General features: G+C 30.6%; 23 protein-coding genes and 2 riboswitches. Of the genes, 6 read left to right on the top strand and 17 right to left on the bottom strand.

The genetic code is table 11. The annotated features are described in order from the left end of the window. Window positions 1-101: 101 nt before the first annotated feature. Window positions 102-368: a spore coat protein gene (locus tag BUA21_RS06675; protein ID WP_072744027.1), complete on the bottom strand. Its 267-nt coding sequence runs from the start codon at window positions 366-368 to the stop codon at window positions 102-104. A gap of 19 nt (window positions 369-387) precedes the next feature. Continuing rightward, window positions 388-594 (bottom strand): hypothetical protein, encoded by a 207-nt coding sequence (locus tag BUA21_RS06670; RefSeq protein WP_072744026.1) that lies wholly within the window; start codon window positions 592-594, stop codon window positions 388-390. Between the two features lie 139 nt (window positions 595-733). Between BUA21_RS06670 and BUA21_RS06665 the strand changes: the two genes are divergently transcribed. The 5 genes from BUA21_RS06665 to BUA21_RS06645 all read left to right on the top strand — a co-directional run bounded on the left by BUA21_RS06665 (window position 734) and on the right by BUA21_RS06645 (window position 3,988). Continuing rightward, on the top strand, window positions 734-1,000 hold the full coding sequence (locus BUA21_RS06665) for a YkuS family protein (protein WP_072744025.1): 267 nt from the start codon (window positions 734-736) through the stop codon (window positions 998-1,000). 69 nt (window positions 1,001-1,069) lie between these two features. After that, window positions 1,070-1,171, top strand: a riboswitch (SAM riboswitch). A 118-nt stretch (window positions 1,172-1,289) separates the two neighbouring features. Further along, a complete protein-coding gene (locus BUA21_RS14915; protein ID WP_072744120.1) occupies window positions 1,290-2,294 on the top strand; it encodes a methionine ABC transporter ATP-binding protein in 1,005 nt (334 codons plus the stop codon). Continuing rightward, window positions 2,295-2,936, top strand: a complete 642-nt coding sequence (locus BUA21_RS14910) for a methionine ABC transporter permease (protein WP_072744024.1) — start codon at window positions 2,295-2,297, stop codon at window positions 2,934-2,936. A gap of 12 nt (window positions 2,937-2,948) precedes the next feature. Next, the gene (locus tag BUA21_RS06650) at window positions 2,949-3,752 is read left to right on the top strand and encodes a MetQ/NlpA family ABC transporter substrate-binding protein (RefSeq protein ID WP_084604187.1); all 804 of its coding nucleotides are present in this window, start codon (window positions 2,949-2,951) and stop codon (window positions 3,750-3,752) included. Between the two features lie 56 nt (window positions 3,753-3,808). After that, on the top strand, window positions 3,809-3,988 hold the full coding sequence (locus BUA21_RS06645) for a CDIF630_02480 family spore surface protein (RefSeq protein WP_233242594.1): 180 nt from the start codon (window positions 3,809-3,811) through the stop codon (window positions 3,986-3,988). Between the two features lie 53 nt (window positions 3,989-4,041). On the opposite strand, the gene BUA21_RS06640 is transcribed toward BUA21_RS06645, so the two are convergent. The 11 genes from BUA21_RS06640 to BUA21_RS06590 all read right to left on the bottom strand — a co-directional run bounded on the left by BUA21_RS06640 (window position 4,042) and on the right by BUA21_RS06590 (window position 19,414). Further along, window positions 4,042-4,893 carry a YitT family protein gene (locus BUA21_RS06640; protein WP_072744119.1) on the bottom strand — a complete coding sequence of 284 codons (852 nt, stop codon included), beginning with the start codon at window positions 4,891-4,893 and terminating at the stop codon, window positions 4,042-4,044. A 110-nt stretch (window positions 4,894-5,003) separates the two neighbouring features. Continuing rightward, window positions 5,004-5,188: riboswitch (cobalamin riboswitch) on the bottom strand. A gap of 58 nt (window positions 5,189-5,246) precedes the next feature. Beyond that, window positions 5,247-8,774 (bottom strand): pyruvate:ferredoxin (flavodoxin) oxidoreductase, encoded by a 3,528-nt coding sequence (gene nifJ / locus BUA21_RS06635; protein WP_072744021.1) that lies wholly within the window; start codon window positions 8,772-8,774, stop codon window positions 5,247-5,249. A 164-nt stretch (window positions 8,775-8,938) separates the two neighbouring features. Further along, entirely contained in the window at window positions 8,939-11,299 is a 2,361-nt protein-coding gene (ppsA, locus tag BUA21_RS06630; protein WP_072744020.1) for a phosphoenolpyruvate synthase, read from the bottom strand. Window positions 11,300-11,420: 121 nt separating this feature from the next. After that, window positions 11,421-12,794 (bottom strand): L,D-transpeptidase, encoded by a 1,374-nt coding sequence (locus tag BUA21_RS06625; protein ID WP_072744019.1) that lies wholly within the window; start codon window positions 12,792-12,794, stop codon window positions 11,421-11,423. Between the two features lie 110 nt (window positions 12,795-12,904). Next, the gene (locus tag BUA21_RS06620; protein WP_072744018.1) at window positions 12,905-13,102 is read right to left on the bottom strand and encodes a hypothetical protein; all 198 of its coding nucleotides are present in this window, start codon (window positions 13,100-13,102) and stop codon (window positions 12,905-12,907) included. Between the two features lie 125 nt (window positions 13,103-13,227). Then, window positions 13,228-13,407 (bottom strand): hypothetical protein, encoded by a 180-nt coding sequence (locus BUA21_RS06615; protein WP_072744017.1) that lies wholly within the window; start codon window positions 13,405-13,407, stop codon window positions 13,228-13,230. A gap of 82 nt (window positions 13,408-13,489) precedes the next feature. Then, window positions 13,490-14,038 carry a class IV adenylate cyclase gene (locus tag BUA21_RS06610; RefSeq protein WP_072744016.1) on the bottom strand — a complete coding sequence of 183 codons (549 nt, stop codon included), beginning with the start codon at window positions 14,036-14,038 and terminating at the stop codon, window positions 13,490-13,492. Window positions 14,039-14,057: 19 nt separating this feature from the next. Further along, on the bottom strand, window positions 14,058-14,798 hold the full coding sequence (gene nagB, locus BUA21_RS06605) for a glucosamine-6-phosphate deaminase (protein ID WP_072744015.1): 741 nt from the start codon (window positions 14,796-14,798) through the stop codon (window positions 14,058-14,060). A 20-nt stretch (window positions 14,799-14,818) separates the two neighbouring features. Then, window positions 14,819-15,502 carry a metallophosphoesterase gene (locus BUA21_RS06600; protein ID WP_072744014.1) on the bottom strand — a complete coding sequence of 228 codons (684 nt, stop codon included), beginning with the start codon at window positions 15,500-15,502 and terminating at the stop codon, window positions 14,819-14,821. Between the two features lie 82 nt (window positions 15,503-15,584). After that, window positions 15,585-18,317 (bottom strand): ATP-binding protein, encoded by a 2,733-nt coding sequence (locus tag BUA21_RS06595; protein WP_072744013.1) that lies wholly within the window; start codon window positions 18,315-18,317, stop codon window positions 15,585-15,587. Next, the gene (locus BUA21_RS06590; protein ID WP_072744012.1) at window positions 18,314-19,414 is read right to left on the bottom strand and encodes a metallophosphoesterase family protein; all 1,101 of its coding nucleotides are present in this window, start codon (window positions 19,412-19,414) and stop codon (window positions 18,314-18,316) included. The genes BUA21_RS06595 and BUA21_RS06590 overlap by 4 nt, the downstream gene beginning before the upstream one ends. A gap of 194 nt (window positions 19,415-19,608) precedes the next feature. Between BUA21_RS06590 and BUA21_RS06585 the strand changes: the two genes are divergently transcribed. Beyond that, window positions 19,609-21,708 carry a methyl-accepting chemotaxis protein gene (locus BUA21_RS06585; protein ID WP_072744011.1) on the top strand — a complete coding sequence of 700 codons (2,100 nt, stop codon included), beginning with the start codon at window positions 19,609-19,611 and terminating at the stop codon, window positions 21,706-21,708. An 18-nt stretch (window positions 21,709-21,726) separates the two neighbouring features. Here the strand turns inward: BUA21_RS06585 and BUA21_RS06580 are convergent, their stop codons facing one another. The 4 genes from BUA21_RS06580 to BUA21_RS06565 all read right to left on the bottom strand — a co-directional run bounded on the left by BUA21_RS06580 (window position 21,727) and on the right by BUA21_RS06565 (window position 25,552). Continuing rightward, window positions 21,727-22,206, bottom strand: a complete 480-nt coding sequence (locus BUA21_RS06580; RefSeq protein WP_072744010.1) for a PTS sugar transporter subunit IIA — start codon at window positions 22,204-22,206, stop codon at window positions 21,727-21,729. Between the two features lie 17 nt (window positions 22,207-22,223). Then, window positions 22,224-23,078, bottom strand: a complete 855-nt coding sequence (locus BUA21_RS06575) for a MurR/RpiR family transcriptional regulator (RefSeq protein WP_072744009.1) — start codon at window positions 23,076-23,078, stop codon at window positions 22,224-22,226. A 1-nt stretch (window position 23,079) separates the two neighbouring features. Next, window positions 23,080-24,126: a MupG family TIM beta-alpha barrel fold protein gene (locus BUA21_RS06570; protein WP_072744008.1), complete on the bottom strand. Its 1,047-nt coding sequence runs from the start codon at window positions 24,124-24,126 to the stop codon at window positions 23,080-23,082. Window positions 24,127-24,205: 79 nt separating this feature from the next. After that, window positions 24,206-25,552, bottom strand: a complete 1,347-nt coding sequence (locus BUA21_RS06565; protein WP_072744007.1) for a PTS transporter subunit EIIC — start codon at window positions 25,550-25,552, stop codon at window positions 24,206-24,208. Window positions 25,553-25,568 lie beyond the last annotated feature (16 nt).

The raw sequence follows: 25,568 nt of genomic DNA, 5'->3' as shown, positions 1-25,568 counted from the left end.
GTTTAAAGGTACTACTATTTTTTATAAATCTATCATAAATTTATGTATTTGTCAATATTTTTTTAAACGGGCACCCAATATTGAGTGTCCGTTTAAACCATCTATCTCATTGTTGGTGTTGTACCACCTGTAAGTCCATTTTTAACTTGTTGAATTGTTTTTTGATCAGCTGTTGGTGCAGGAGTATAATATCCTTTTTGTTCTGCTATTTGAAATAATTGATATTGGAATTGTTCCGCTTCATTTCGGAGTTGCTGCAATGTGCCTCTTAATTGTTGATTGGCACATTCAGTTATAGCCTTTGTATAGCTATCTATACTAGCTTTGGTACCAGCTAAAACATCACTTACCATATCTTTTTCTTGCATAACATTCCCTCCTCCTAAATTATAATGAATTTGTTAAATTTGTAGCAGTGGTTTCAGCAGCCTGACTTGACTGTTTAAATAACTGTTTAATTTGTTGATCTTGGCATTGATTAGAATAAAAATCAAGTTTTGTAGCCATAGTTTGGTGACAACCAATTATTTCTCTTAAAGATTGCAGTTCTGATTGATTTATATTTCCTAAGTTCACAGTATTTTTAAGTGTCATATCAAAGCTCCTTTCTTATAATTTTTATTTTTCAACTCTTTTATATTTTGTCTTTTTGAATTGACATTTATTCATGGAAAAAAGGAAATAAATAATAGATTGAAAAGTGGAAATAATAAAAATGAATGGAGGTGATGAAATGAATGAAAAAAAGGTTGTAGTTGAAAATACACTGACTCCTTATATAGATTTTTTGAAAGACAGCGGATATGATGTTTACACATTATATAAAAACGAGAATATAAACAATATAAAATCTCCAGATTATAAAGCCATAATTGTATCTGGATTAGATGTTTTAAGCACTACTGATGCCTCTTATGACAATCCTCCAGTTCCTATTTTAGAAGCTAAAGGCAGGACTCCAGAAGAAATATATAATTTGTTAGAATCTAGATATAAATAAAAAAGCATTGACAAAACATTTTTCATGTAATACAATGGAACATAAAGTTTGTAAGAATTTAATAGGAAACTCTTATCTAGAGTGGTGGAGGGACTGGCCCGATGAAACCCAGCAGCCTGTACAACTGTACAAGGTGCTAATTCCTGCGGTATTTATACCGAGAGATGAGAGAGGATTTATATAGCCTCTTTCTTCTTGAAGAGGTTTTTTTATTTGAAAGGCCTCTTGAAAGAGGTTTTTTGTATATGGTGTGATTTAATAAGTTAATTATTTAAAGGGGTGAACTATGTTGATACGTGTAAAAAATTTATCAAAAGTATACAAAAACAACAATGACGAAGTATATGCACTAAAAAATATCAATCTCGAAATCAATAGTGGGGAAATCTTCGGCATAATTGGATTGAGTGGAGCAGGCAAGTCTACTCTCATAAGATGTCTAAATAGACTTGAAGAACCCACTGAAGGAAAAATCTCTATTGATGATATTGAAATAACCAATCTAAATAAAAAAGATTTAAGAAACATTAGAAGTGAAATAGGAATGATATTTCAACATTTCAATCTCTTATCATCTAAAAATGTTTATGAGAATATTGCCTTTCCTCTGGAACTTGAAGGTAAAAACAAAAAAGAAATAAACGAAAGAGTAGAAACTCTTTTAAAATATGTAGATCTTGAAGACAAAAAACTTTCTTATCCTTCTCATTTGAGTGGAGGTCAAAAACAGAGGGTTGCTATTGCAAGAGCACTGGCAAACAACCCAAAATTGCTATTAAGTGATGAAGGTACATCTGCACTAGATCCAAAGACTACTAAATCCATCCTTCAACTATTAAATAAAATTCGCAAAGAATTTGGCTTAACCATTGTACTTATAACTCATCAAATGGAAGTCATAAAAGATATATGTGATAGAGTTGCAATCATTGAAGACGGAGAAATCATTGAATTAGATACTGTAGGTAAAGTATTTGCAAATCCAAAGACAAAAACTGCCTCTGAATTCGTATCTAATTTAAAAACAAATATAGAAGAAGAAATAAAATACGAAAAAAAGCCAGGAAGTAAACTTGTAAAACTTAGTTTCCTAGGGGAAATTTCAAAGAAACCCATAGTCTCCAATATGATAAAAAATTTCGATATAGATGTAAATATTCTTTCAGGAAATATAAATGAGCTCATGACCACCAGTATAGGAAATCTAACAATTGAAATATTGGGAAAAGATGAAGAAATAAATAGAGCTATTCAATGGTTAACTAAAGAAAATATTCGATTGGAGGTGATTTAATTGTCAGAATTGATAGTTCCAGCATTATTAGAAACACTTTATATGGTCTTTTTCTCTACAATGTTTTCATTGCTTATAGGTCTTCCATTGGGGATATTGTTAGTCATAACTGAAAAAGGTGGCATATGGGAAAAGTCAATGCTCAATCAAACACTAAATGGAATAATCAATGTTTTAAGATCTTTTCCTTTTATCATTTTGATGATACTTTTATTTCCACTATCCAGATTGATTGTTGGAAGTACCATTGGAACTAAAGCAACTATTGTACCATTATCTATTGCAGCAGCACCTTTTGTGGCTAGAATAATTGAAAGTGCTCTAAAAGAAGTAGATAGTGGAGTTGTTGAAGCTAGTCTTTCAATGGGTGCTACTGTTCCACAAATAGTTTTTAAAGTACTTATACCTGAATCTATGCCTTCTTTAGTTATGGGAATCACTTTGACTATCATCAATTTGATTGGTTATTCTGCCATGGCAGGAGCTATTGGAGGCGGTGGACTGGGAGATTTGGCTATAAGATATGGATTATATAGATTTCAAACTGATATCATGATAGTTTCTGTAACTATAATCATTGTTTTAGTACAAGGAATACAGCTGATTGGAAATAAAATAACTGTTTCTATAAATAGAAAATAAGGGGGAATTCTTGTGAAAAAAAATATTTTATTGTCACTATTACTTTTGATTTTATGTACTTCTATTTTTACAGCTTGTGAAAAAAAAGGGTCCAGTGAAAATACCATTAAGATAGGTGTATCACCTGTACCTCATGGGGAAATTATAAGCTATATCAAAGATGACTTGAAAAAAGAGGGAATAAATTTAGAAATAATTGAATTCACTGATTATGTAAAGCCGAATCTATCTCTTGCAGAAGGTGAAATTGATGCCAACTTCTTTCAACATGAACCATATATGAATGAATTTGCTAGCGAACAAAATATTGATATTGTATCCCTTGGAAAAATCCATGTGGAACCATTGGGACTGTATTCATCTAAATATAGTTCCATAGAGAAACTAAAAGATAATAGTACCATAGCCATACCAAATGATCCTACAAATGGCGGAAGGGCACTTATTCTTCTTGAAAAGCATGGACTTATAAAATTGAAAGATGGATCTGGACTTTCAGCTACTGAAAAAGATATAGTAGAGAATCCCAAAAACTTATCTTTTCAGCCTCTAGAAGCAGCTGGCCTTCCAAGAATACTAAAAGATGTCGATGGAGCAGTTATAAATGGAAATTTTGCAATAGAAGCTGGACTTATTCCTACAAAAGATGCCTTGATTTTAGAAGATAAAGACTCTCCTTATGCAAATATTATAGCTGTGAGAAGTGGAGAAGAAAATAAAGAAAAGTTTCAGAAACTATTAAAAGTTCTTCAAAGCAAACAAGTTAAAAAATTTATTGAAAAAAAGTATGATGGTGGAGTTATTCCTGCATTTTAAAAAATTAAGTATTATTTTTTCATTGCTTGCAAATACTATGTATGAGGAGGGATAGTGTGAAAAAAAGCATAAGAATAAACAATTTTAAAGAAAGAAATATGTCTATCCCTATAGAAAATCAAAAAACTGCTGCATATTATGACATAAAGGGACTAAAACCTCAATCTAAAGTGCCAATTCCAACCTTAGAAGGAGTTCTAAGGGCTAAAGAGTGGGTAGATGAGAATGAAAAATAGGGGTGAGAAATTTCCACTCCTATTTTTCATTGAAATTTACATCTATATCTTTTTTAATCTCCAATATTTTTAAAGCCATCACCTAGTACTTCATATACATTGCTTACAGTTATAAAAGCATTTTTATCTACATCATTTATATAATTTTTCAGTCTAATAAAGTCTTTTCTGTCAACAACAGTTACGAGGACTTGTTTTTTATCTCCTGTGTATGCTCCTTCAGCATGATATAATGTTGCTCCTCTTTCCAAATCTTTAATTATATATTTTTTTATATCTTCACTACGCTTACTGACTATGCTTACTTGTTTAGATAAGTTTATTCCTTCAATAGTTGAGTCTATCACAAGACCATTTACTATAACTCCAAGTAAAGAATACATTCCCAATTCAGGTCCAAACGCAAAACCTGCTCCTATAGTTATAGCAAAATCGGAAAGCAATACTGCTTTTCCTAAATCTATTCCCCAAAACTTATTCAATATTTTTGCTATAATATCCGTACCTCCAGTAGAAGCATTTCGATTGAATACTATTCCCATACCAATAGCAGATATAAATATTCCAAAAGAAAGTTGAAGTATAATATCTTCTACTAAAGGAGCATGTATAGGTATTATTTTTTCAAACAATAATACTAAAAAAGAAGTACCTAAACTTGCATAAATAGTTTTGACACCAAAGCTCGTCCCAATAACCAAGAAAGCAACTATGAATAATACTATATTTATAATAATCATGAAAACCCCTATTGATAAAAATGGAAATACATGATTTAGAACAATTGCCAATCCATTAGCACCACCTATAGCTAAATTTCCTGGCATGAGAAAAAAATATAATCCTGCTGCTACCATAAACATTCCAATAGTTATAATAACGTAATCTTTTATTTTTTTTGACATTTTTCCACCTCCAATAATATAAAAGTCTCCTGAACTCAATGGGTTTAGGAGACATGAATACATAAAATTTTATGGCACAACTCTAAACACCCCCTATCGACCGTAGAGTTTTTGGTGCATAAATAAAGGCAGGTCTTCTGACTTTGGTTCATTAGAATTTAAAGCCTTCCCGATTATCTCAGTGGCATGTATTTTAAATTCTTCGCCATTACAGCGGCGGGACCGTACAGGATTTCCACCTGTTTCCCTTTTAAACAGAGAAACAATTCTCTGTACCTTCATCTACATATTCAATTTTATTTCAATCTAAGTATATAGATAAACATGATTTAAGTCAATAGCACTTCTATATGCTACTTGTTCTCATCAAATTTTTTATAAACTTCATACCTTTCCTTTGCATCTAATTCTGCTTTTTCATAAAGCCTTTCTGCAAATTGGGGGAAAGTATTTTCAATTTGAGAATATCTTACTTCACCCATTATGAAATCTTTAAAAGATTCCTTAGGCTCTTTTGAATCTAATATAAATGGGCTTTTTCCTTCTGGTACTAGCCTTGGATCATATCTATAAAGATGCCAATAACCTGAATCAACAGCCTTTTTTTCTTCATTTACAGTTCTACCCATTCCTGCTTTTATACCATGATTTACACAAGGTGCATAGCAAATTATCAAGGACGGTCCCCTGTAGCTTTCTGCCTCCACTATAGCCTTCAAGGTCTGATTCATATTTGCTCCCATAGATACTTGAGCAACATAAACATATCCATAGTTCATTGCCATTCTGCCTAAATCTTTCTTTTTAGTCCTCTTACCTGCTGCTGCAAATTTAGCCGCTGCAGCTGTTGGAGTCGATTTAGAAGCTTGCCCTCCAGTATTTGAATATACCTCCGTATCAAATACCAATATATTTACATCTTCACCTAATGCCAATACATGATCTAATCCTCCATAACCTATATCATAAGCCCAACCATCTCCTCCTACTATCCATTGAGATTTTTTGATTAGAAAGTCCTTTTTGCTTAAAACTTCCTTTATGATTTTGTGATTCTTTTGAGGTGAATTTTCTATTTTATCTACCAGTTCCCTAGATATTTCTTTTGATTTTTCTCCATCCTCCATGTTTTCTATCCATGCCTTAAAAAGAAGATTTAAATCAGCATCTATATTTTCACTAATGGCCTCTTCCATTAGATCTTTCAATTTTTCTCTAATCTGTTTTACAGCTACATACATTCCAAGACCAAATTCTGCATTATCTTCAAATAGAGAATTTGCCCAACTAGGTCCTTTTCCCTCCCAATTCACAGTATAAGGTATAGATGGTGCACTAGCTCCCCAAATAGAAGAACAACCTGTAGCATTAGCTATCATCATTCTATCTCCATACAATTGAGTAACAAGTTTTAAATAAGCTGTTTCTCCACAGCCAGCACAAGCTCCATGAAATTCTAATAGAGGTTTTGCAAATTGACTTCCCTTTAATATTGTTTTATTCATTAAATTATCTTTATATTTTATATTATTAACTGCATACTCCCAATTATCATTTTGCCTTTCTATTTCTTTTTCTGCCTTCACCATAACCAAAGCCTTTCCAGGTGCTGGACATATATCGGCACAATTCCCACAACCCGTACAATCAAGGGAACTTATCTGTATCCTGTATTCTAATCCTTCTAATCCTTTCCCTACTGCACTTTTAGTTTCAAAGGTATCAGGGGCATTTCTTTTTTCTTCTTCATTTAATAAAAATGGTCTTATCACTGCGTGGGGACAGATAAAACTACATTGATTACACTGAATGCACTTATCAGTCTGCCATTGAGGTATGAGAACTGCTATACCCCTTTTTTCATATGCAGTAGTACCCAATGGAAAAGTTCCATCTTCCATTTCTTTAAAGGCGCTGACAGGAAGATTATCCCCTTCCATTTTAGCCATAGGTCTTTGTATATCTTTCACAAATTTTGGTTCTTCTTTTCTTTCATCTCTTACTTCACTTTCTTCTGAAAAATTTAAATATTTGTCAATATCAACTTTAGTCAGTTCCTTTATTCCTCTATCAACAGCCTGATTGTTCATTTCTACTACAATATTTCCTTTTTTCCCATAAGTCTTTTGGACAAATTCTCTTAAATATTTAACCGCATCTTCTACTGGAATCACATTGGCCAATTTAAAAAAGGCAGCTTGCATGATCATATTAATTCTTGAGCCTAATCCAATTTCCTGAGCTATATCTTCTGCATCTATTATATAAAAGTTGATATCATTTTCTTTTATATACCTTTTTATATAATTGGGAAGTTTTTGGTCTAATTCTTCAGCATTCCAAGGACAATTTAAAACAAAGGTTCCCCCTTTTTTTAATCCTTTTAATAAATCATAGTGATATATATAAGTCTTGTTGTGACAAGAAACAAAATCTGATTCATAAACTAAATAAGTAGATTTTATGGGATTTTTCCCAAATCTCAAATGAGATACAGTGGTCCCTCCAGATTTCTTGCTATCATATGAAAAATATCCTTGAGCATATAAAGAAGTATTATCTCCTATTATTTTTATAGCCATTTTATTTGCTCCTACAGTTCCATCAGAACCAAGTCCCCAGAATTTACATCTTATAGTGCCTTCTTTGGATGTATCTACAAATTCTTTTACTTCAAGAGAAGTATTTGATACATCATCATCTATTCCTATAGTAAATCCATCTTTTGGTTTATCCATTTTCAAATTTTCATATACAGATATGATATGTGCAGGAATTGTATCTTTTGACCCCAATCCATATCTTCCTCCTACAATTATAGGACTCATTTCAGATTCATAAAAAGAACTTTTTACATCTAAATAAAGTGGCTCCCCAATAGAACCAGGTTCTTTTGTCCTGTCTAATACAGCAATTTTTTTAACTGTTTTAGGCAATACTTCGAAAAAATGTTCTATAGAAAATGGTCTATAAAGATGAACTTTTACTAATCCTACTTTCTCACCTTTATTCATCAAATAGTCTATGGTTTCCTCTATAGTCTCACATACAGAGCCCATGGCGACTATTATTCTTTCAGCTTCAGGATGACCATAGTAGTTAAAAAGTTTATAGTCTCTTCCAGTTATCCCATTTATCTGATTCATATACTCTTCAACAATTTCTGGTATCTTTTCATAATATGAATTTGAAACTTCTCTGCCTTGAAAATATATATCTGGATTTTGAGCAGTCCCTCTAACAACAGGCCTTTCTGGATTTAAAGATCTATTTCTAAAATCTTCTACCACCTCATAGTCTATAAGTTTTTCAAGTTCCTTATATTCTATGATTTCTACTTTTTGAATTTCATGACTTGTTCTAAACCCATCAAAGAAATGTAAAAAAGGTACTCTGCCTTTTATAGCACTTAGATGGGCTACTCCAGCTAAATCCATAACTTCTTGAACACTACTTGACGAGAGAAGTGCAAAACCAGTTTGTCTTGTAGCCATAACATCTTGATGATCTCCAAAAATAGAAAGGGCATGAGTGGCAATAGCTCTTGCACTCACATGAAATACTCCTGGCAAAAGTTCCCCTGCAATTTTATACATATTGGGTATCATAAGCAAAAGTCCTTGAGATGCAGTATAAGTAGTAGTCAATGCTCCTCCTTGAAGAGAACCATGAAGTGTTCCTGCTGCTCCAGCTTCTGATTGCATCTCTACTACCTTTACCTTTTGTCCAAACAAATTTTTTTGCCCTTGACTTGACCACAAATCCACCAATTCCGCCATAGGAGACGATGGTGTTATAGGATATATAGCTGCAACTTCTGTAAAAGCATAGGAAATATAAGCTGCTGCTTCATTTCCATCCATAGTTTTTGTTTTTCTCATGCTAAAACCTCCAATATTTTCTTATTATACCTTTATTATTTTACTTTTTGCTTATTTCATACATATTCCAAATTCATACGCAAAAACAGACCCTTCGCATCATGCGAAGGGTCTGTTTGTTAGGGGTCTATGATATGTTTATCATATAATAATTATTTATATTATTATAATCCTCTTATTTTGTTGAGTATAATTCTCTGCTCTACAGTAGCAACTAATCTTCTCGTATATGCTACTGTATCTGGATTTACGCTCATACTATCTATTCCTTCTTGAACAAGGAATTCTGCAAATTCAGGATATTGAGATGGTCCTTGACCACAAATTGAAATAGTCTTTCCATATTTATGAGCTGCCTTTATAAGTATTGAAATTGCTCTTTTAACTGCCTCATTTCTCTCATCAAAATATCCCATATTGTTTAGAATACCTGAATCTCTATCAGCTCCCATAATTAGTTGAGTTAAATCATTTGAACCAATACTGAATCCATCAACAAGTTGTGCAAATTCTTCAGCTTCAAATACTACTGATGGTACTTCTGCCATTATCCATAATTTAAAACTATTGTTTTGAACCAATCCTTCTTCTTCCATGATATTTTTAACTCTCACAAGTTCCCATGTAGTTCTTACAAAAGGAAGCATTGCCCATACATTTGTAAGACCATATTCTTCTCTTACTTTTTTAAGAGCTCTACATTCAAGTCTAAATCCTTCTTCATAATCAGGTGAAATATATCTAGATACACCTCTCCATCCAATCATAGGATTGTTTTCAATTGGTTCTACTTCATCCCCACCCTTTAATCCTCTAAATTCATTAGTTCTAAAATCACTAAGCCTTACAACTATAGGTTTTGGATATATTTCTTGTGCTACAGTCATGATTCCTTCTGCCATTTTATCTATCATCAACTGTCCTTGACCAGTTTTCACTAAATACATTGGATGTGCTCCAATCATATTAGTAAATATAAATTCAGTTCTCATAAGACCTATTCCATCAAAAGGCAAGTTTTTATATCTTCCTATTATGGATGGTTCTCCAAGATTCATGTATATCTTTGTTGCAGTAATTGGGGCTAATCGATGTATAAAATCTTCACTTATAGCTGCACCCGAAACAGTAACTTCACCTTTTTCTTTACTCTTTTCTTCCTGCAATACTTTTCCTTCATAAACTACTCCTCTTGTAGCATCTACAGTAACTTCCATGCCTTCTTTTAGAGTTTCACTTGCAGTTTTAGCTCCCACTATACAAGGTATGCCAAGTTCTCTTGAAACAATAGCTGCGTGACAAGTTCTGCCACCTTCATCAGTGACAACTGCGCTTGCTCTTCTCATGGCTGGAACCATATCTGGATTTGTCATAACTGTAACTAAAATATCCCCATCTTCTACTCTTGCAATCTCACTTATATCAAGTATATTCTTTACTTTTCCACTAGCTATACCTGGAGAAGCAGGTAATCCTCTAACCAATACATTCAACTCAGTTTTTTCATTCATGGCTTTTACTTCCTCCTTCTCTTTCAGTGTAGTAATAGGCCTTGCCTGCAAAATATAAAGTTCGTGTGTATCTTCATCAAAAGCCCATTCAATATCTTGATGTTTCCCATAAATATTTTCTATTTTCATTCCGTAATCTGCCAATTTATATATTTCTTCATCAGTCAAACATTGTTTGTTTATTTTATCAAATCCTAAATAATCTCCTACATTTACTTCTACTGTCCCGACTCCATCTTCTTTTTTAACTATCATAGTGATTTTTTCTGCAATATGTTTTTCTGAAATATTTCTTGATTCTTTATCAAATATATATTCATCTGGAGAAACTGTTCCTGATACTATTGCCTCTCCTAATCCCCAGCTTGCATTTATCATCATTTCATTTCTGTTGTTGTTTACAGGATTTGCTGTAAACATAACCCCAGACTTTTCACTATTGACCATTTTTTGTACTACCACACTAAGTGAAACTTCAAAATGATCAAATCCCTGTTCCTGTCTATAATAAATAGCTCTTCCTGTCCAAAGAGATGCCCAACATTTTCTTGTGAAATTTAGGACTTCTTTTATACTATTTATATGAAGATAAGTATCTTGTTGTCCAGCAAAAGAAGCTTCTGGCAAGTCTTCAGCTGTTGCTGAACTTCTAATCGCTACAAATGGATTTTCCAATTCAACATTTTTACTAAATTCATTATATGCTTCTATTATTTCATTTGCTATAACTTCTGGTATTTGACATTCGTTGATTAAATCTCTTATCTCTTTAGATTTAATTTGTAATTCATCAGAATTTTCTACATCAAAACTTGCAATCTTTTCTTTTATCTTGTCTTGCAAATTAGATAACTTGATGAAATCTCTATAAGCACCAGCTGTCACACAAAATCCAGGTGGTACATTAACTCCTTTTTGCGTCATTTCGCCTAAGTTTGCTCCTTTTCCTCCCACAACAGGTATATCGTTTTTGTCTATTTCATTAAACCATCTTATATACTTATATTCGCTCATAAAGTATACCTCCTACGCAATAATTATATATATATTATATCATATATTTTTAAATGTGCTATACTATTTATTGTTTTTTTCTAAAAAAAAACTTTACAAAAATGTAAAGTTTTTTAGTTCTTTATTTAATAACTATAACTGCTGTATCATTAGGATCTGCCCAATTAAATAGAAATTGAGCATGACTTGTGTAGTTTCTAACACATTTATGTGATCTAGGAACAGTACCTATAGTAAATAGATATTCTTTAATTCCCGGGTCTGTTTTCTTACCATTTTTAACTACGAATTCTACAGGTATTCCATGTATATATGCTCCTTGAGAAAATCTGATACCATAAGGAGCATATCCACTGATCTCCTTTAGGTTCTCATCTAAATAATAAAATCGCTCCTTTTTTTCCATAACTTTAAACTTTCCTAGAGGTGTCTCATATCTAATCTTGTCTTTAACTCCAGTAGTAGCCAATGCATATGATATAAGCGTCCACTTATCTCCTCTTTTTTCAAACGCTGCCTGATTCTGATTGGTAGTATCTACAACAATAGCCTTGGCAAATGTATCTAAGTTATCATCAAAAGAAATATATTTTTTAGGGATCCAATACTCTCCACTATACTCTGTACTTTTAACTTTGAAATATCCTTTAACTTCCCCTAATACAGAAACCAGCATTCCATCAGGAAAATATCTAAATTTAGTCATATCATTTAAATTTGCATAGGCAGGTGCGCTTTGGTAAGCTTGCATATCATATTCATCTAATGCCTTTCCATTCATTAAGGGAGGAGAACCATTTTCATCCTTATAATTGGATATATAACCATAATTACCAGCTTTCAGTTTTCCTTCAAGATCTATTATAGCTGTATACATATTTTCAAAATTAAAAGTTCTAACTGACCCCGTACCACTTGGAACAAATCCCTCAAGCAAATTTCCATTTTTGTCATACCAGTTAATTCCAAACCACTTATTTGAATTCATGTTTTTTATTTTGTCACCATTCACTTCATTCAATAGTTTTACTTTGTCATACATTTTTGCTTTTCCTAAAACATTGCCATTATAGGATGGCTTATTGTATATATCTACAGTATCAACTGTAAACATATAATAATCATAAGGCATTAAATATTTATTATATCTTATATCTACATTAAACTTTTCTGGAACTACCGTTTTAAATGTTCTGCTTAAATTTCCAGCTCCCAAAGAAAAATTGGCAAGTGATTCATTTTTTTGTAAATACTTTTTATTTCTCAAAAGATAATCAATATTTTGACCATTTTGGGCCTTTGATGTCATACTATTGTCTTCTTTTACACTTATATCACTAATATCTGACTCCAATTCTTTTTCATCTTTTGCTTCATTTATACTGTTTTCTAGTTGAAACTTATCAATATCTAGTTTCTTTGGTGTTTTATAGCCACAAGATGAAAGTAAAATACTACAACATATCAATATAAAAGTTATAAACATTCTTTTCATGTGAATTTTCTCCTTTCGTTCTTAAAAATAATTAATTCAGTTAATTAATAGTATTCCATATAAAGGCCTATTAAATGCATAAAAAAATCCCGTTTATAAACGGGATTTTTTTAACAATAGCAAAATAGAACTACCAGCAAGAGGAAAAAGAATAGTAAGGAATCATCATCTCTATCTCCATAGCCACAATTACTAAAAAAAACTACCAATAGTAGAAAGAAGAACAATAAATTTTCGCTATCTCCGCCTCCAAGTATGTCAAACAATCCTCTTTTTTGTGGACTTGAAACATTTAGATCTTCTGTCATAAATGAACAACCTCCTTTTTTACACTTACTTTATTTTATGTAATATATGCTTTAAAGGTTACTTTTTATTTTTTCTTAAAAATGAAAAACACAGTAGAAAATCTACTGTGTAGCTAAATATAGTACTAAAATCCTGAAAACAAAAAGAATATTAGAAATATTATCAATAACATATCACTTGAACCGCCAAACATTTTTCCTAAATCACCAAATATGCTTCCTGAATCACCCCAGAAAAATACGAAGAGTAAGAAAAATAATAGTAGCATGCTCTCATTGCCACCTTTGAATATATCCTGTAACATAAACACTCCTCCTTATTAATAAAATACTTACTACATATTATTCCGGCAGTTTCATTTGGTTACTATTTATTCATAAAAAAACCTAGGTAGTTAAACCCAGGTCTTTTCTCAAATCCACTATAGATTTAGTTGATATATTCTTTTCATCTATATTTAACAATTTTATAGCTTTTATCAAATCATCTTGGCTTTTAACTTCTATTTCCATATAAGTATATGGATAAGTACTTTCATCCCAAGTATCTATATCAAATCTTATTTCATCATAAATATATGAAATTCTCTCTTTAAAGCCTTTTTGAATCACATCATAACCTAATACTTTCATTATATACAATAATGCTTTTTTATCTTCTATATCACTACTAATTTCTATATTTTCTCTGATTCCATCTTTAGAAACATTTTCTTTTAGAGTAAGAGTATACTTTGTTTGATCTGTATCTAAATCTTTTGTTTCTCTCAATCTCAAATAGCTATTATTTTTACATTGTATGCTATTGTCCTTTGAATCTAATAGATAATTTATTTGTTCTTCTCTTTTTATTAAAGATGCACCAACATTAGATAATTTCTTTTGAATTTCATCTTTGACAATATTAAGTATCTTAACTTCCAATTCCTTTTCCATACTAGAATTTCACCTGCCTTTATACCTCTTTAAGATAATCCTTAGCAGCTGCTTCATCTAAAATTACAACTACATCAGGATGCAATAATAAAAAAGAAGCTGGTATTTTTGTAGAAACTTTCTCTTGTTTTAACAATTCAGCAATCATAGGAGCTTTTTTCTCTCCATTAGCCAAAAGAAGTATTTTTTTCGACTTCATGATACTTCCAATTCCCATAGTTATAGCCTTTTTGGGAACTTCATCAATAGAATCAAAAAATCTTGAATTTGCCTTTATAGTAGATTCAGTAAGTCCAGCGATATGAGTTCCTAAATAAAGTTCATCATCAGGCTCATTGAAAGCAATATGTCCATTTTCTCCTATGCCCAGTATTTGTAAATCCATTCCACCATAATCTTCTATTTTTTTATCATACTCTCTGCAAAACTTTCCCACATCTTCTGCATTTCCATCTGGAATATGAATATTGTCTTTAGGAACATTTATATGTTTAAACAAATTTTCTTCCATAAAATAATGATAGCTATTTGAATTGGTATATGGAATATTTAAATACTCATCTAAATTAAATGTAACTACTTTAGAAAAATCTAATCCTTCTTCTTTGTGAAATCTTATAAGTTCCTTATAAGTACCTATAGGTGTACTCCCTGTTGCTAATCCTAATAAAAAATTTTCTTTTTTCTCAATTTCCTCTTTTATGATATTAGCAGCTGTATTACTTAAACTCTCATAATCTTTTTTAACAATAATTTTCATACTCTCAAACCTCCCAGATATTATAATAGTTCTTTAGGTGAAAAATTTATATAATCACTTGACACACAAATAAATCGTATTCCTTCAATATTTCCCTCAACAACATATTTGTGACCTTCAGAATGCAAATGCCCATAAACACAAATATCAACTGCACTTTTCTTCATCAAATATACAAATTCATTTGGTGAAAAATCCTCATTAAATGGTGGATAATGAAGCATAACAATCTTCTTTTCAGTATTTTGTTTAATTGAATTCAAAGAATTTTCCAGTCTCCCCAATTCCCTATTGTACATTTTTTCATCATGGGGTGAAAACCCTTCACCATCTTTAGCTATCCAGCCCCTACATCCAACAATAGCTGTATTTTCATATATGTAGCTATCATTTTGAATAAAAAATATAGAATTGAGTTTTAAACTATCCATCTTTTTTTTACTTTCCCACCAATAATCATGGTTTCCCTTAGTTATGATTTTTTTGCCTGGCAATTCATCAACACGCTTTAAATCATAATAAGCTTCATCTAATTTCAAAGCCCAAGATATATCTCCAGGTATAAGAACTAGGTCTTCATCTCTTACTTTCAATTTCCAATTGTTAAATATCTTTTCTTCATGATTTATCCATTTCTCACCAAATACACCCATAGGTTTTTCCTGAGAATAATCTAGATGTAAATCACCTATACCAAATATCATAATTTTCACCTCAGTTAATGTTAAACTTTAACTTGAAAACGGCTATTTTTACAGTTCCTAACCATTCAACTAATACTTTAACTTATAATTTTATATAATTAAATTTGGCATTATGTTTACTTATCAATTCACTTTCTCTAGTATGGCAAGTAAACATTATTATCTGTCTATTTTTAGATTCATTTTCTAAAAACTTTAAAATATTTTCTAATCTTTTTATATCATACTGAACAAAACAATCATCTAGTATCAAAGGAATTCCTTCTTCTATGACAAGATTAGCTATACCAAATCTAATTGCAAAATAAAGTTGATCTATAGTACCGCCACTCAATTTATCTATATCTACAATAGTATTAGTATCTGGTTCTACTATGGAAATATTTAAATTTTCATCTATTTTTGCTTCACTATATCTTCCATCTGTTATATTTTTAATAATCTCACTCACTTGCCTATTTAAAACAGGAGCAAAATCTCTCTGTATATTTTTAGATATTCCTTCAATAGTATCTCTTGCCATTTTTAAAGATTCTAGCCTTTTTTCATATTCATCTTTCTTTTTCCCTACTATATCTATGTCTTCTTCTATTTCTACTAAAGGTCTAAAATTTAATACTAAATTTTCTACCCTTTCTTCTACCCTTGCAATATTATATCTCATGTCATTTATATTTTCTTCTGTTTTTCCCAATTCAGAAGCCAATTTTTCTTTTTCTAAAACATTAAAATCATCATTAAAACAATCATTAACTTCTAGAGTCTTGCTCTTTAAATATTCTAAATTCCTGCTTCCTAAAATATTGTTTAACAATAATTCCTTATTTTCCAAATTACTTTTCAATGTCTCATATTTTTCTTTACCTTTTAGCCCCTGTTCAAATTCTTCTACATTAGATAAAGAATTTCTAGCAAATATTTCTTCTATTTCTTTAGAAATCTGGTCTATCTTGCTATTGAAACTATTTAATTTATCATCTAAATAGTTTTTTTCTTCTAATAGTTTGTCCTTCATATTTTTAAGTCTTATATATTCAAAATACTCTTTTTGGAGCTTATTTACATCTTCTAATGTAAAATCAACTACACCTTCAAGCAAAAACAAATACTTTGACAATTTTTCTTTTAGCTTTTCAATTTCTTCAATCAAATTATTCTTCTCAACATTTAAATTTTCAAAGGATTCATCTATATTTTTGTACTTTATACTTTTTTCATAATTCATATTTAACAATTTCTTTAATTCTATTTTATTTGAACAATTGTACTTATTCAAAATTTCTTCCATATCTTTGTCTAAAGACTTCAATTGTTGATTTCTTTCTTCCTCTCTATCTTCACTATCCTTTATTTGCTCGTTTAGTTTTTGTATGTAATTCTTGATTTCACTCTTTAAGCGAATAATATATATATTAAAAACTAAAAATGATATAGCTACAATAAAAAATAAATTGTTTTTAAACCCTAAAAACACGGAACCAGCCATAAGAAACCATAGTACAATTATCAAAAGATTTTTTTTCTTTAATTCTTTTGATTTCTCATCTAATCGTGTTTTTAAAAACATTGTATTTGTATATTCTGTTTTATACAAAATAGCATTCCGCTTATCCTCTATTTCCTCATACGTATATACGTCATTTACTAAATCTCCCATATTTTCATTATCTTTCTCATCATCTCTATTTATCTCATTTATTTCTCTGTCTATTTCTTCTAATTTATCCTTAACATTGTACAACATTTTATAACCTTCTACAATATCATCAAATTCATCATTATCTATATTCGTAAACTTTTCAAGTTTCTTCATACTCTCAAATACATTCTTGATACTTTTATCTATTTTTTTTATTTCATCATTGCAATCATTAATGTTTTTTTCTATACCATCCTTTTCTTTTTTCAAAGTAATCAATTGAGTATAATCAATTAAATTTAAGTTTTCGCAATCCTTTAAATCTTCTATTTCTCTTTTAAAATTTTCTATTTCATCACTAAGTTTTATAGCCTCTTCATATTTTCCTTTTATTTCCTTTCTTTCTATTGCTTCTAATTGTTTTTTAAGCGTCTTTCTATACTTCTCAAGTTTCATCATTTCTTGTTTCATTTTATTTAAACAATTTTTTTCTTCTTCTATTTGCTTTATATACTTTACAGCCTCTTTCCTCTCATTCAATAAAGCATTTAATTCTTCCACAGTTTTTCCATAAGGTGAAGATTTTCTTTGGCTAGCAGTACCTATAAAATCCATTTCTTTATTTAATTTTTCTACTGCATTTTTTACTGAAATATCTTCATCCAAGCTACCTCCAATATTTATTAAGCTGTCTTTTACTTCCTTAGAAAGCCCATCATCAGTTTTAGAACCTAGTTGCTTGATACTTACGGTATTGTTATACACAATGCTATTAAACCCTAATAACCTAGAATTAGGACAATGCAGTCTTAATACTGGATCATACTCAAACAAATTTGTTACATCTTCCCCAGTTTTATCATCATATATTTTTACATCATCAAAACCTTTCACAAAATTTCTTTCAATTCTATACAATTCGCCTTTATATTCAAACTTTAGTACACCACAATATTTATTGTATTTCCAGGGAAAAAATTTTTCGTAATCATCAGTATATATTTTTCTCTTTGAATAGGGTTTAAAAAAACCAAAAAACATTCCTTCAATAAATTTATGAATAGTAGTCTTTCCAGTTTCATTTTCGCCATAAATAATATTTAGGCCATTACTTAAAGTTATTTTCTTATCTTTAAACTTTCCGAAAGATATAATATTTAACTCATCAATTTTCATTTCATCACCTTTTCATCTAAAAGAACTTCTAATCCAGCATAAAGAGCAGATTTTACAACTTCATTTTCTAAATCTTTTTTTTTCATTTCTTCAATAAACATTCCAATGATATTATTTTTATTTTGAATCATTAATTTTCCCAAATCATAATCAGGTATTGTATTATCGATAATTTCAGCATAGTAATAACAATCCTTCAATACTTCCTTTAAATCATCTATATCTATATTTATATCTCTTTCTCTAATACCATTTAAGAAAATCCTGTACAAATTGTTTTTCCTCATTAAAGCATTGTCAATATTCATAATTTTATCCAGTATGTCATTGTAGGTCATTGCTTCACTTATATTTATTTCTTTAATGATAAAACTCCTCTTTGAAAATGGGAAAAAACTCATGTACACATTTTCTTTTTCAATAGTACCTTCAACTATTCCATGAACACCAGTTTCTCCAAAATCCAAAGGTTCTGGACTTCCACAATAACTTATATTGTTACTTACAAATTGAGGTTTATGTATATGACCTAATGCAATATAATCAAAACCTTTTGACTTAAGCTTGTCCTTATTCATTGGTAAATAGGGGGAATTTTTATTCAACACATCCCCATGAATTGTCAATATATTTATTTTGTCACTGTCTTCTATGGACAGACTTTCAAGAATATCCTCGTTCTCCTCTTTTTTATCCCAACTATATCCCCATATAACAGTATTGTATTCCTTAAATTCCACAAAAGAAATCCCTTTGGAATGGAATATATATACATTTTCTGGCCAATCTATAGTATTATATAAACTATCCTTTCTTAATGGATCATGATTTCCTGTTGAAATTATAATGTTGGTATCAACTGCTTTCTTTAAAACATCTCTAACTCTTTTTATATCTCCAACATTGAAATATTTTTCTTCATACAAATCTCCCACAATAAATAAAAAATCAACTTTATTTTCTATAGCCCTATCTATTATTCTCTCAAAGGTTTCCCAAAATTCTAATCTTCTTTGTCTTCCATATAAACTATCAAAACTTGCATTCTCAAATTGAGAACCTAAATGTAAATCTCCTGTATGGATACATTTTATCATTCTAGTACCACTCCTAAATCTATATAATCTATACATAAAAGTATAACATAAAGTGACACTGTGAAGTCAATAAACACTGATTTTTACAATATTTTTTAAATTATTTTAATGTTTACTCAAATTTGTATACATTCTCCAAAATTTATTCTATAATATAAATAGTCATAATTTTTGTACATTAAGGAGGATAAAACATGGGGGACAAAAAATTTAAACTAAAAAAGCATAAACCGTTTAAATTAAAAATGAGTAATTTAAAACAAAAAAACAAAAGTAAAAGTAAAAAATTGAATTTTAATTTAGGAAGTATACAGACTAAAATAACCCTTGCTCTAGTAGCATTGATTATAATTATCTGTATTGTACAAGGTATTACTTCTTACAACAATGCGAAAACTGCTTTAATAAAAAACACTGAAGATACTCTACCTAAAATAGCAGAAGATGCTGCAAATTTAATAGATACTCGACTAAATGCACAAATTTCCTCTTTAGAAACAGTTGGAAAACTTGAACAACTAGCCAACAAAGATATACCTTGGGAAGAAAAAATAGCGCTTCTAAAAAATGAAGGAAAACGTTTGGGATACATAGACATAGGGATAGCAGACCCTATTGGACATTTGAAACTTGTCAGCGGAAAAGAATATAATATATGGGAAGAAGAATATTACAAAGAGGCAAGAAAAGGCAATAGTTATATAACTGAACCTTTTATAAATAAAAACACAAATACACAACAAATAGCTATAGCTGTACCTTTAAAATCTAACAATATAACAACAGGAGTTATAGTTGCCTTTGGTGAAGCACAAATATTCAATGAAATAACTTCTAATATTACATTTGCCAAAACTGGATATGCTTTTATTGTCAATAAAGATGGCTCCATTATATCTCATCCAAATGCAAAATATGTAGAAACTGAAGAAATTGATTTAAGAACTATCAAACAAGATAAAAAATTTATAGAATTAAAAAATTTGATGGAAAAAATGGTTGATGGAAAATCTGGAATATATAAGTATGACTTTCAAAATACAACTAAATATGCTGCATTTTATCCAGTAGTAACTACTAACTGGTCTGTCGCAGTTACAGCCCCTGAAAATGAGGTGTTGGGAAGTTTAAATAGTTTGAGAACAAATACATTCATTACAACTTTAATCTCTCTAATAGTTGGAATAATATTTTCACTTTTAATCACGCGATTTATAACAAAGCCAATTATAGCTATAACAAACACCGCCAATGATGTGGCTAATTTAAATTTAAAAATTGATGTATCTGAAGAGCATCTAAAAAGAAAAGATGAATTGGGGAAATTAAGTTTTTCTTTCCAAACCATAATTGAAAATTTAAGGAAGTTTACAAAAGAAGTAAATGAATCCTCTGAACAAGTAGCAGCAGCAGCAGAAGAACTTACTGCCACAACAGAACAATCCGCATTAGTTTCGCAAAGCATAGCAGATTCTTCTTATAATATTGCAGAAAGCTCTGACCATCAATTAGAAGAAGTAATAAGCGTTGTCGACTCCATTGAAAAAGTATCTAATCAAGTTGATGAAGTTGTAGACCATGCTAGAGAAATTTCAAATTTAAGTGAAAATATTTCAAAAAATAGTGATTTAGGCAAAAATAAAATTGAAAAAGTTATACACCAAATGGATGAAATAGATAAAAGTACAATTGAAGTACAAAATTCATTGCTTGAAATAACTCATAGCTCTAACAAAATGAATGATATAATGGAAGTAATTCAAGACATAGCTGAACAGACAAATTTACTTGCCTTGAATGCAGCTATTGAAGCTGCCAGAGCTGGTGAATATGGGAGAGGTTTTTCTGTAGTTGCAGATGAAATAAGAAAATTAGCTGAAGAAACACGAAAATCTACAGAAGCAGTTAATATTATTATAAACGAAAACAAAAACACTATTGATAAAACAAATGTATCCATGAATTCTAATAACAAAAATGTGAAAACTGGAAAAATCACTGTAAAAGAAGCTGAAGAAACCTTTAATCAAATTCTAGAACTTATTGATAAAATAAATTTAAAAATAGATGAAACTGTCAAAGCCATAGATAATGTAGCCAATGAAAATATAAATCTAAAATCAAAAGCAAGTTCCATAGAACAAATGAGTAAAGAAGTAGCCGGACAAATACAAAATATTTCCGCTTCCACAGAAGAACAAACAGCTTCTGTAGAAGAAATAGCATCATCAAGCCATAGTTTATCTAAACTATCTGAAGAACTACAATCTTTAGTAAGCAATATCAAATATTAAAGCCCACCTAGGTGGGCTTTAATATTTGATACTCATTATAATATCCTTTGAAATTTGAACTTTTCCACTATTTTTAACTATATCTTTAACCATGTCCATATTGGTTATAACTACAGGTGTTATAGGAGATTTTTTCATGGATTTTATGAAATCTATATCAAATTCCATCAATGGATCTCCTTTTTTTACTTTGGCATTTTCACTAGTAATTCTTTTGAATCCTTCACCTTTCAACTCTACTGTATCTAGGCCAATATGAATCAATATTTCCAACCCCTCATAAGTCCTAATACCAATAGCATGATTAGTTGGAAACAAACTCACTATTTCTCCATCAACAGGTGACAATACCAAACCTTCGCTAGGTTCTATGGCCACACCATCTCCAATCATTTTCTCAGAAAAAACAGCATCTGGTACATCTTCTATACTTATTATTTCACCATTTACGGGAGTTCCTATTTCAATGATTTTATTTTTCTTAAAAAAATTAAACATTTATATTCACCCTTTGCTTATTTTTCAATTTTAAAATCTTCTACAATCTCTTTTGTACCCTTTAAATAGTCAGACACAACTTTAAAATTTTTCCTTGCCAATCCTACAAAGAGAATATCCACCACTGTAAGTTGTGCTATTCTAGATGCAATAGCTCCTACTCTTAAATTTTGTTCTATACCTCCAACATACAATTTTATATCAGATACATTGCTTACTGGATTGTCTCCATACTTAGTTATAGAGATAGTTGTAGCCCCCTTCATATTAGCCATATCTATAGCTTTAAATACTTCCAATGTTTTTCCACTATGAGAGATAGCTACAGCCACATCATCTTTTTGAATATTTACAGAAGTCGATAACTGTGTATGACTATCTAAATACATGAAAGCATTTCTGTTTATTCTCATAAGTTTATATTGAAAATCCATAGCAACCAATCCTGAAGCACCTATTCCATATAAATAAACATTATTGGCCTTATCTAGTGCATTTATGGCTTTTTCAACTTCGTAGCTATCCAATAACTCCAAAGTATTTTCTATAGACTTAATGTTTCCAGAAGATATCTTGTTTATAACAGCTTGAATGCTATCGTCAACTGATACATCTTCATAGACAATATCCTTACTTTTTTCAGAATCAGCTACATCTTTGGCAAGTTCAATCTTAAACTCCTTAAACCCGTCAAAACCCATTTTTCTGCAAAATCTAACTATACTAGATGAACTTGTGCTACACCAATCAGCTAACTCATGTATAGACATATTATAAACCTTGTGAGAATTATCTAAAATACAGTTTGCAATTTTTTGTTCTGAATTAGTAAGTTGGTCTTTTATTTCATTGATTTTTAAAACTACACCCATATTAATCCTCCACTATATAAAAGCTAAACTTTTCCCCTGGTTTTAATATTTCAATCAATATATTGCCTTCACTGGCATCCCCTACTACATTTACCCTCTCATCAATATCAAAATCCTTTTTCAGTATTTGCAATTCACCTTCATATCTTTTATATTTTTCATTATCTATTGTAACAAAATACTTCTTTCTTGGCAAAATATTATTGTTGGGTATTATTTTCCCTGATTTTATAATTCTAGATTCTTGAGATCTTACAACAAACTCTCCTGGATCCATACGATTTGTATGTGTGCTATTTAGTATTTCCAATTCAATTTTTGATAAATCCTTTTTTAATTTTATCGGAATAATAGTTTCATCATTTTTAATATAATTCAGACTTTTCATCTCATCTTCTGAAGCCATTGCATCTCCTATAACAATAAAGTCAACTCCTAGTCTTTGTAAATGTTGGGCAGATACTAGAGTTTTCATATTTCTATGCATTTCTAACGTTGGAAGCCCTTCATACACAGGACCTCTTCTTTTATATTGCGAAGGCATAAAAGCCATGGTTTTTATACCATATTCTTTAAAAATGCTATTTTTTTCAATCAACAACTCTTCAGATATTCCTGTATCGTTTCTAGGATAAAAATTATGACATGCATTTATTTTATTTATTCTTCCACCATAATTTATAAATTTCTCTATATCCTTCTTTACAAAAGTAGTAGCATTTACAGTTACACCAAAGCTATAATTTCGAGTCATTTTGGCTATCTCTTCTAATGTAAATCCATAATCTAGCCTTAAATAATCTATATTATATTTTTTTATATCTAAACTGTCAAAATAACCTTTTGAAATATCAACCATAGTTATAAATCCCAATTTAGAAGCATGTTGTAAAACCTTTTCAAAATCTTTTTTAAAGCTTTCATTAGTTTCAGGAATATGAGCTGAAGTAAATATAGTATTTAAACCTAAACTATGAGCCCTATCCATATATTCAATTATTTCCTCTATAGTATTATCCATTCCAGCATAAATAGATATTCCAAACAAAATATCACCTCATTTAAGATAATATAAGGTGCTGAATTCAGCACCTTATACCATAATTTTTCAAATAATTAAAATCATACTAATCAACAGGATCTTTAAATCCTAACAACATTGTTGCAATAAATCCACCAACATAAGCACCTAAAATTCCTAATAGATAATGTCCAACATGTCCTGGCTCAATTAGTATTGCTAGTGGTATCCCAGAAATGCCCATATTTATAGCTCCTACTTTTAAAGGTGCTACTATTGCTCCACCTACAGCTCCACCAATACAAGCTCCTAAAAATGGCTTTCCAAGTGGTAATGTGACTCCATAAATCAACGGTTCTCCCACTCCAAGTATCCCTACCGGAAGAGCATTAGCAACAGTTTTCTTTAATCTTTCATTTTTAGTCTTTACAAGTACTGCAATACTTGCTCCTACTTGACCTGCTCCTGCCATAGCTAAAATTGGAAGCAATGTAGTGACTCCAGTTCTCTGAAGTAAATCTGCATGTATTGGAGTTAATCCTTGATGTAACCCAGTCATTACCAATGGCAAGAAAGTTCCACCTAATATAGCTCCAGTTACTGCTCCACCTTTATCAATCGCTCCTGTAACAGCAGCTCCTATACCATCAGAAACAAGACCACCTAATGGCTGCAATACAAGTACTGAAGCAAATCCTGAAATCAATATAGTCAAAAGTGGAGTTAAAACCAATTCAACAGATTCTGGCATCGCTTTTCTTATTTTCTTCTCAATAAATGATGCAAACCATACTACCAGCAATACTGCAAATATTCCACCACGTCCTGGTATAAGTGCCTTGCCAAACAACTCTACATCAGCCAATCCAGGTGATATAGTTATACCTGCCATCAACCCCCCAATTGCTGGCGAACCTCCGAATACCCTTGCTGCATTCATACCTACCATTATTGCCATATATCCAAAAACTGCTCCTGAAAATACTCCTAATAATCCAGTTATAGTTGGATTTACTCCCGCAGTTTTTAGTATATTATTAATTCCCATTATAAGTCCTGAACCAATAAATGCAGGAATCAAAGGTATAAAAATATTTGAAATCTTTTTCAAAAAGTCGCTACCTGGAGCCTTGTACTGTTCTTTTACTTGAGCTTTAACAGCTTCGGCATTCCCAAATTCCTCTACATCAACTACTTTTATATTTGTTGTGTCTTTGACATGATCTGAAACTTTTGCTGCAGTCCCTGGACCTACAACAACTTGAATTTGGTTGCCAGATTCTACTACACCCATAACTCCTTCTACTTTTTGCAATCTCTCCTTGTCAAATTTGGACATGTCTCTTAAAGTAATTCTCAATCTGGTCATGCAATTTTCAAAGCCTAAAATGTTTTCCTCACCGCCAATGTTATCAAGGATACCCTTGGCCATGTTGCCAATTTTTTCACTCATTTTGCATCCCCCTTTT

It is taken from the genome of Sporanaerobacter acetigenes DSM 13106 (assembly GCF_900130025.1).
GTDB lineage: Bacteria > Bacillota > Clostridia > Tissierellales > Sporanaerobacteraceae > Sporanaerobacter > Sporanaerobacter acetigenes.
This window is presented reverse-complemented; position numbering and strand designations above follow the sequence as displayed.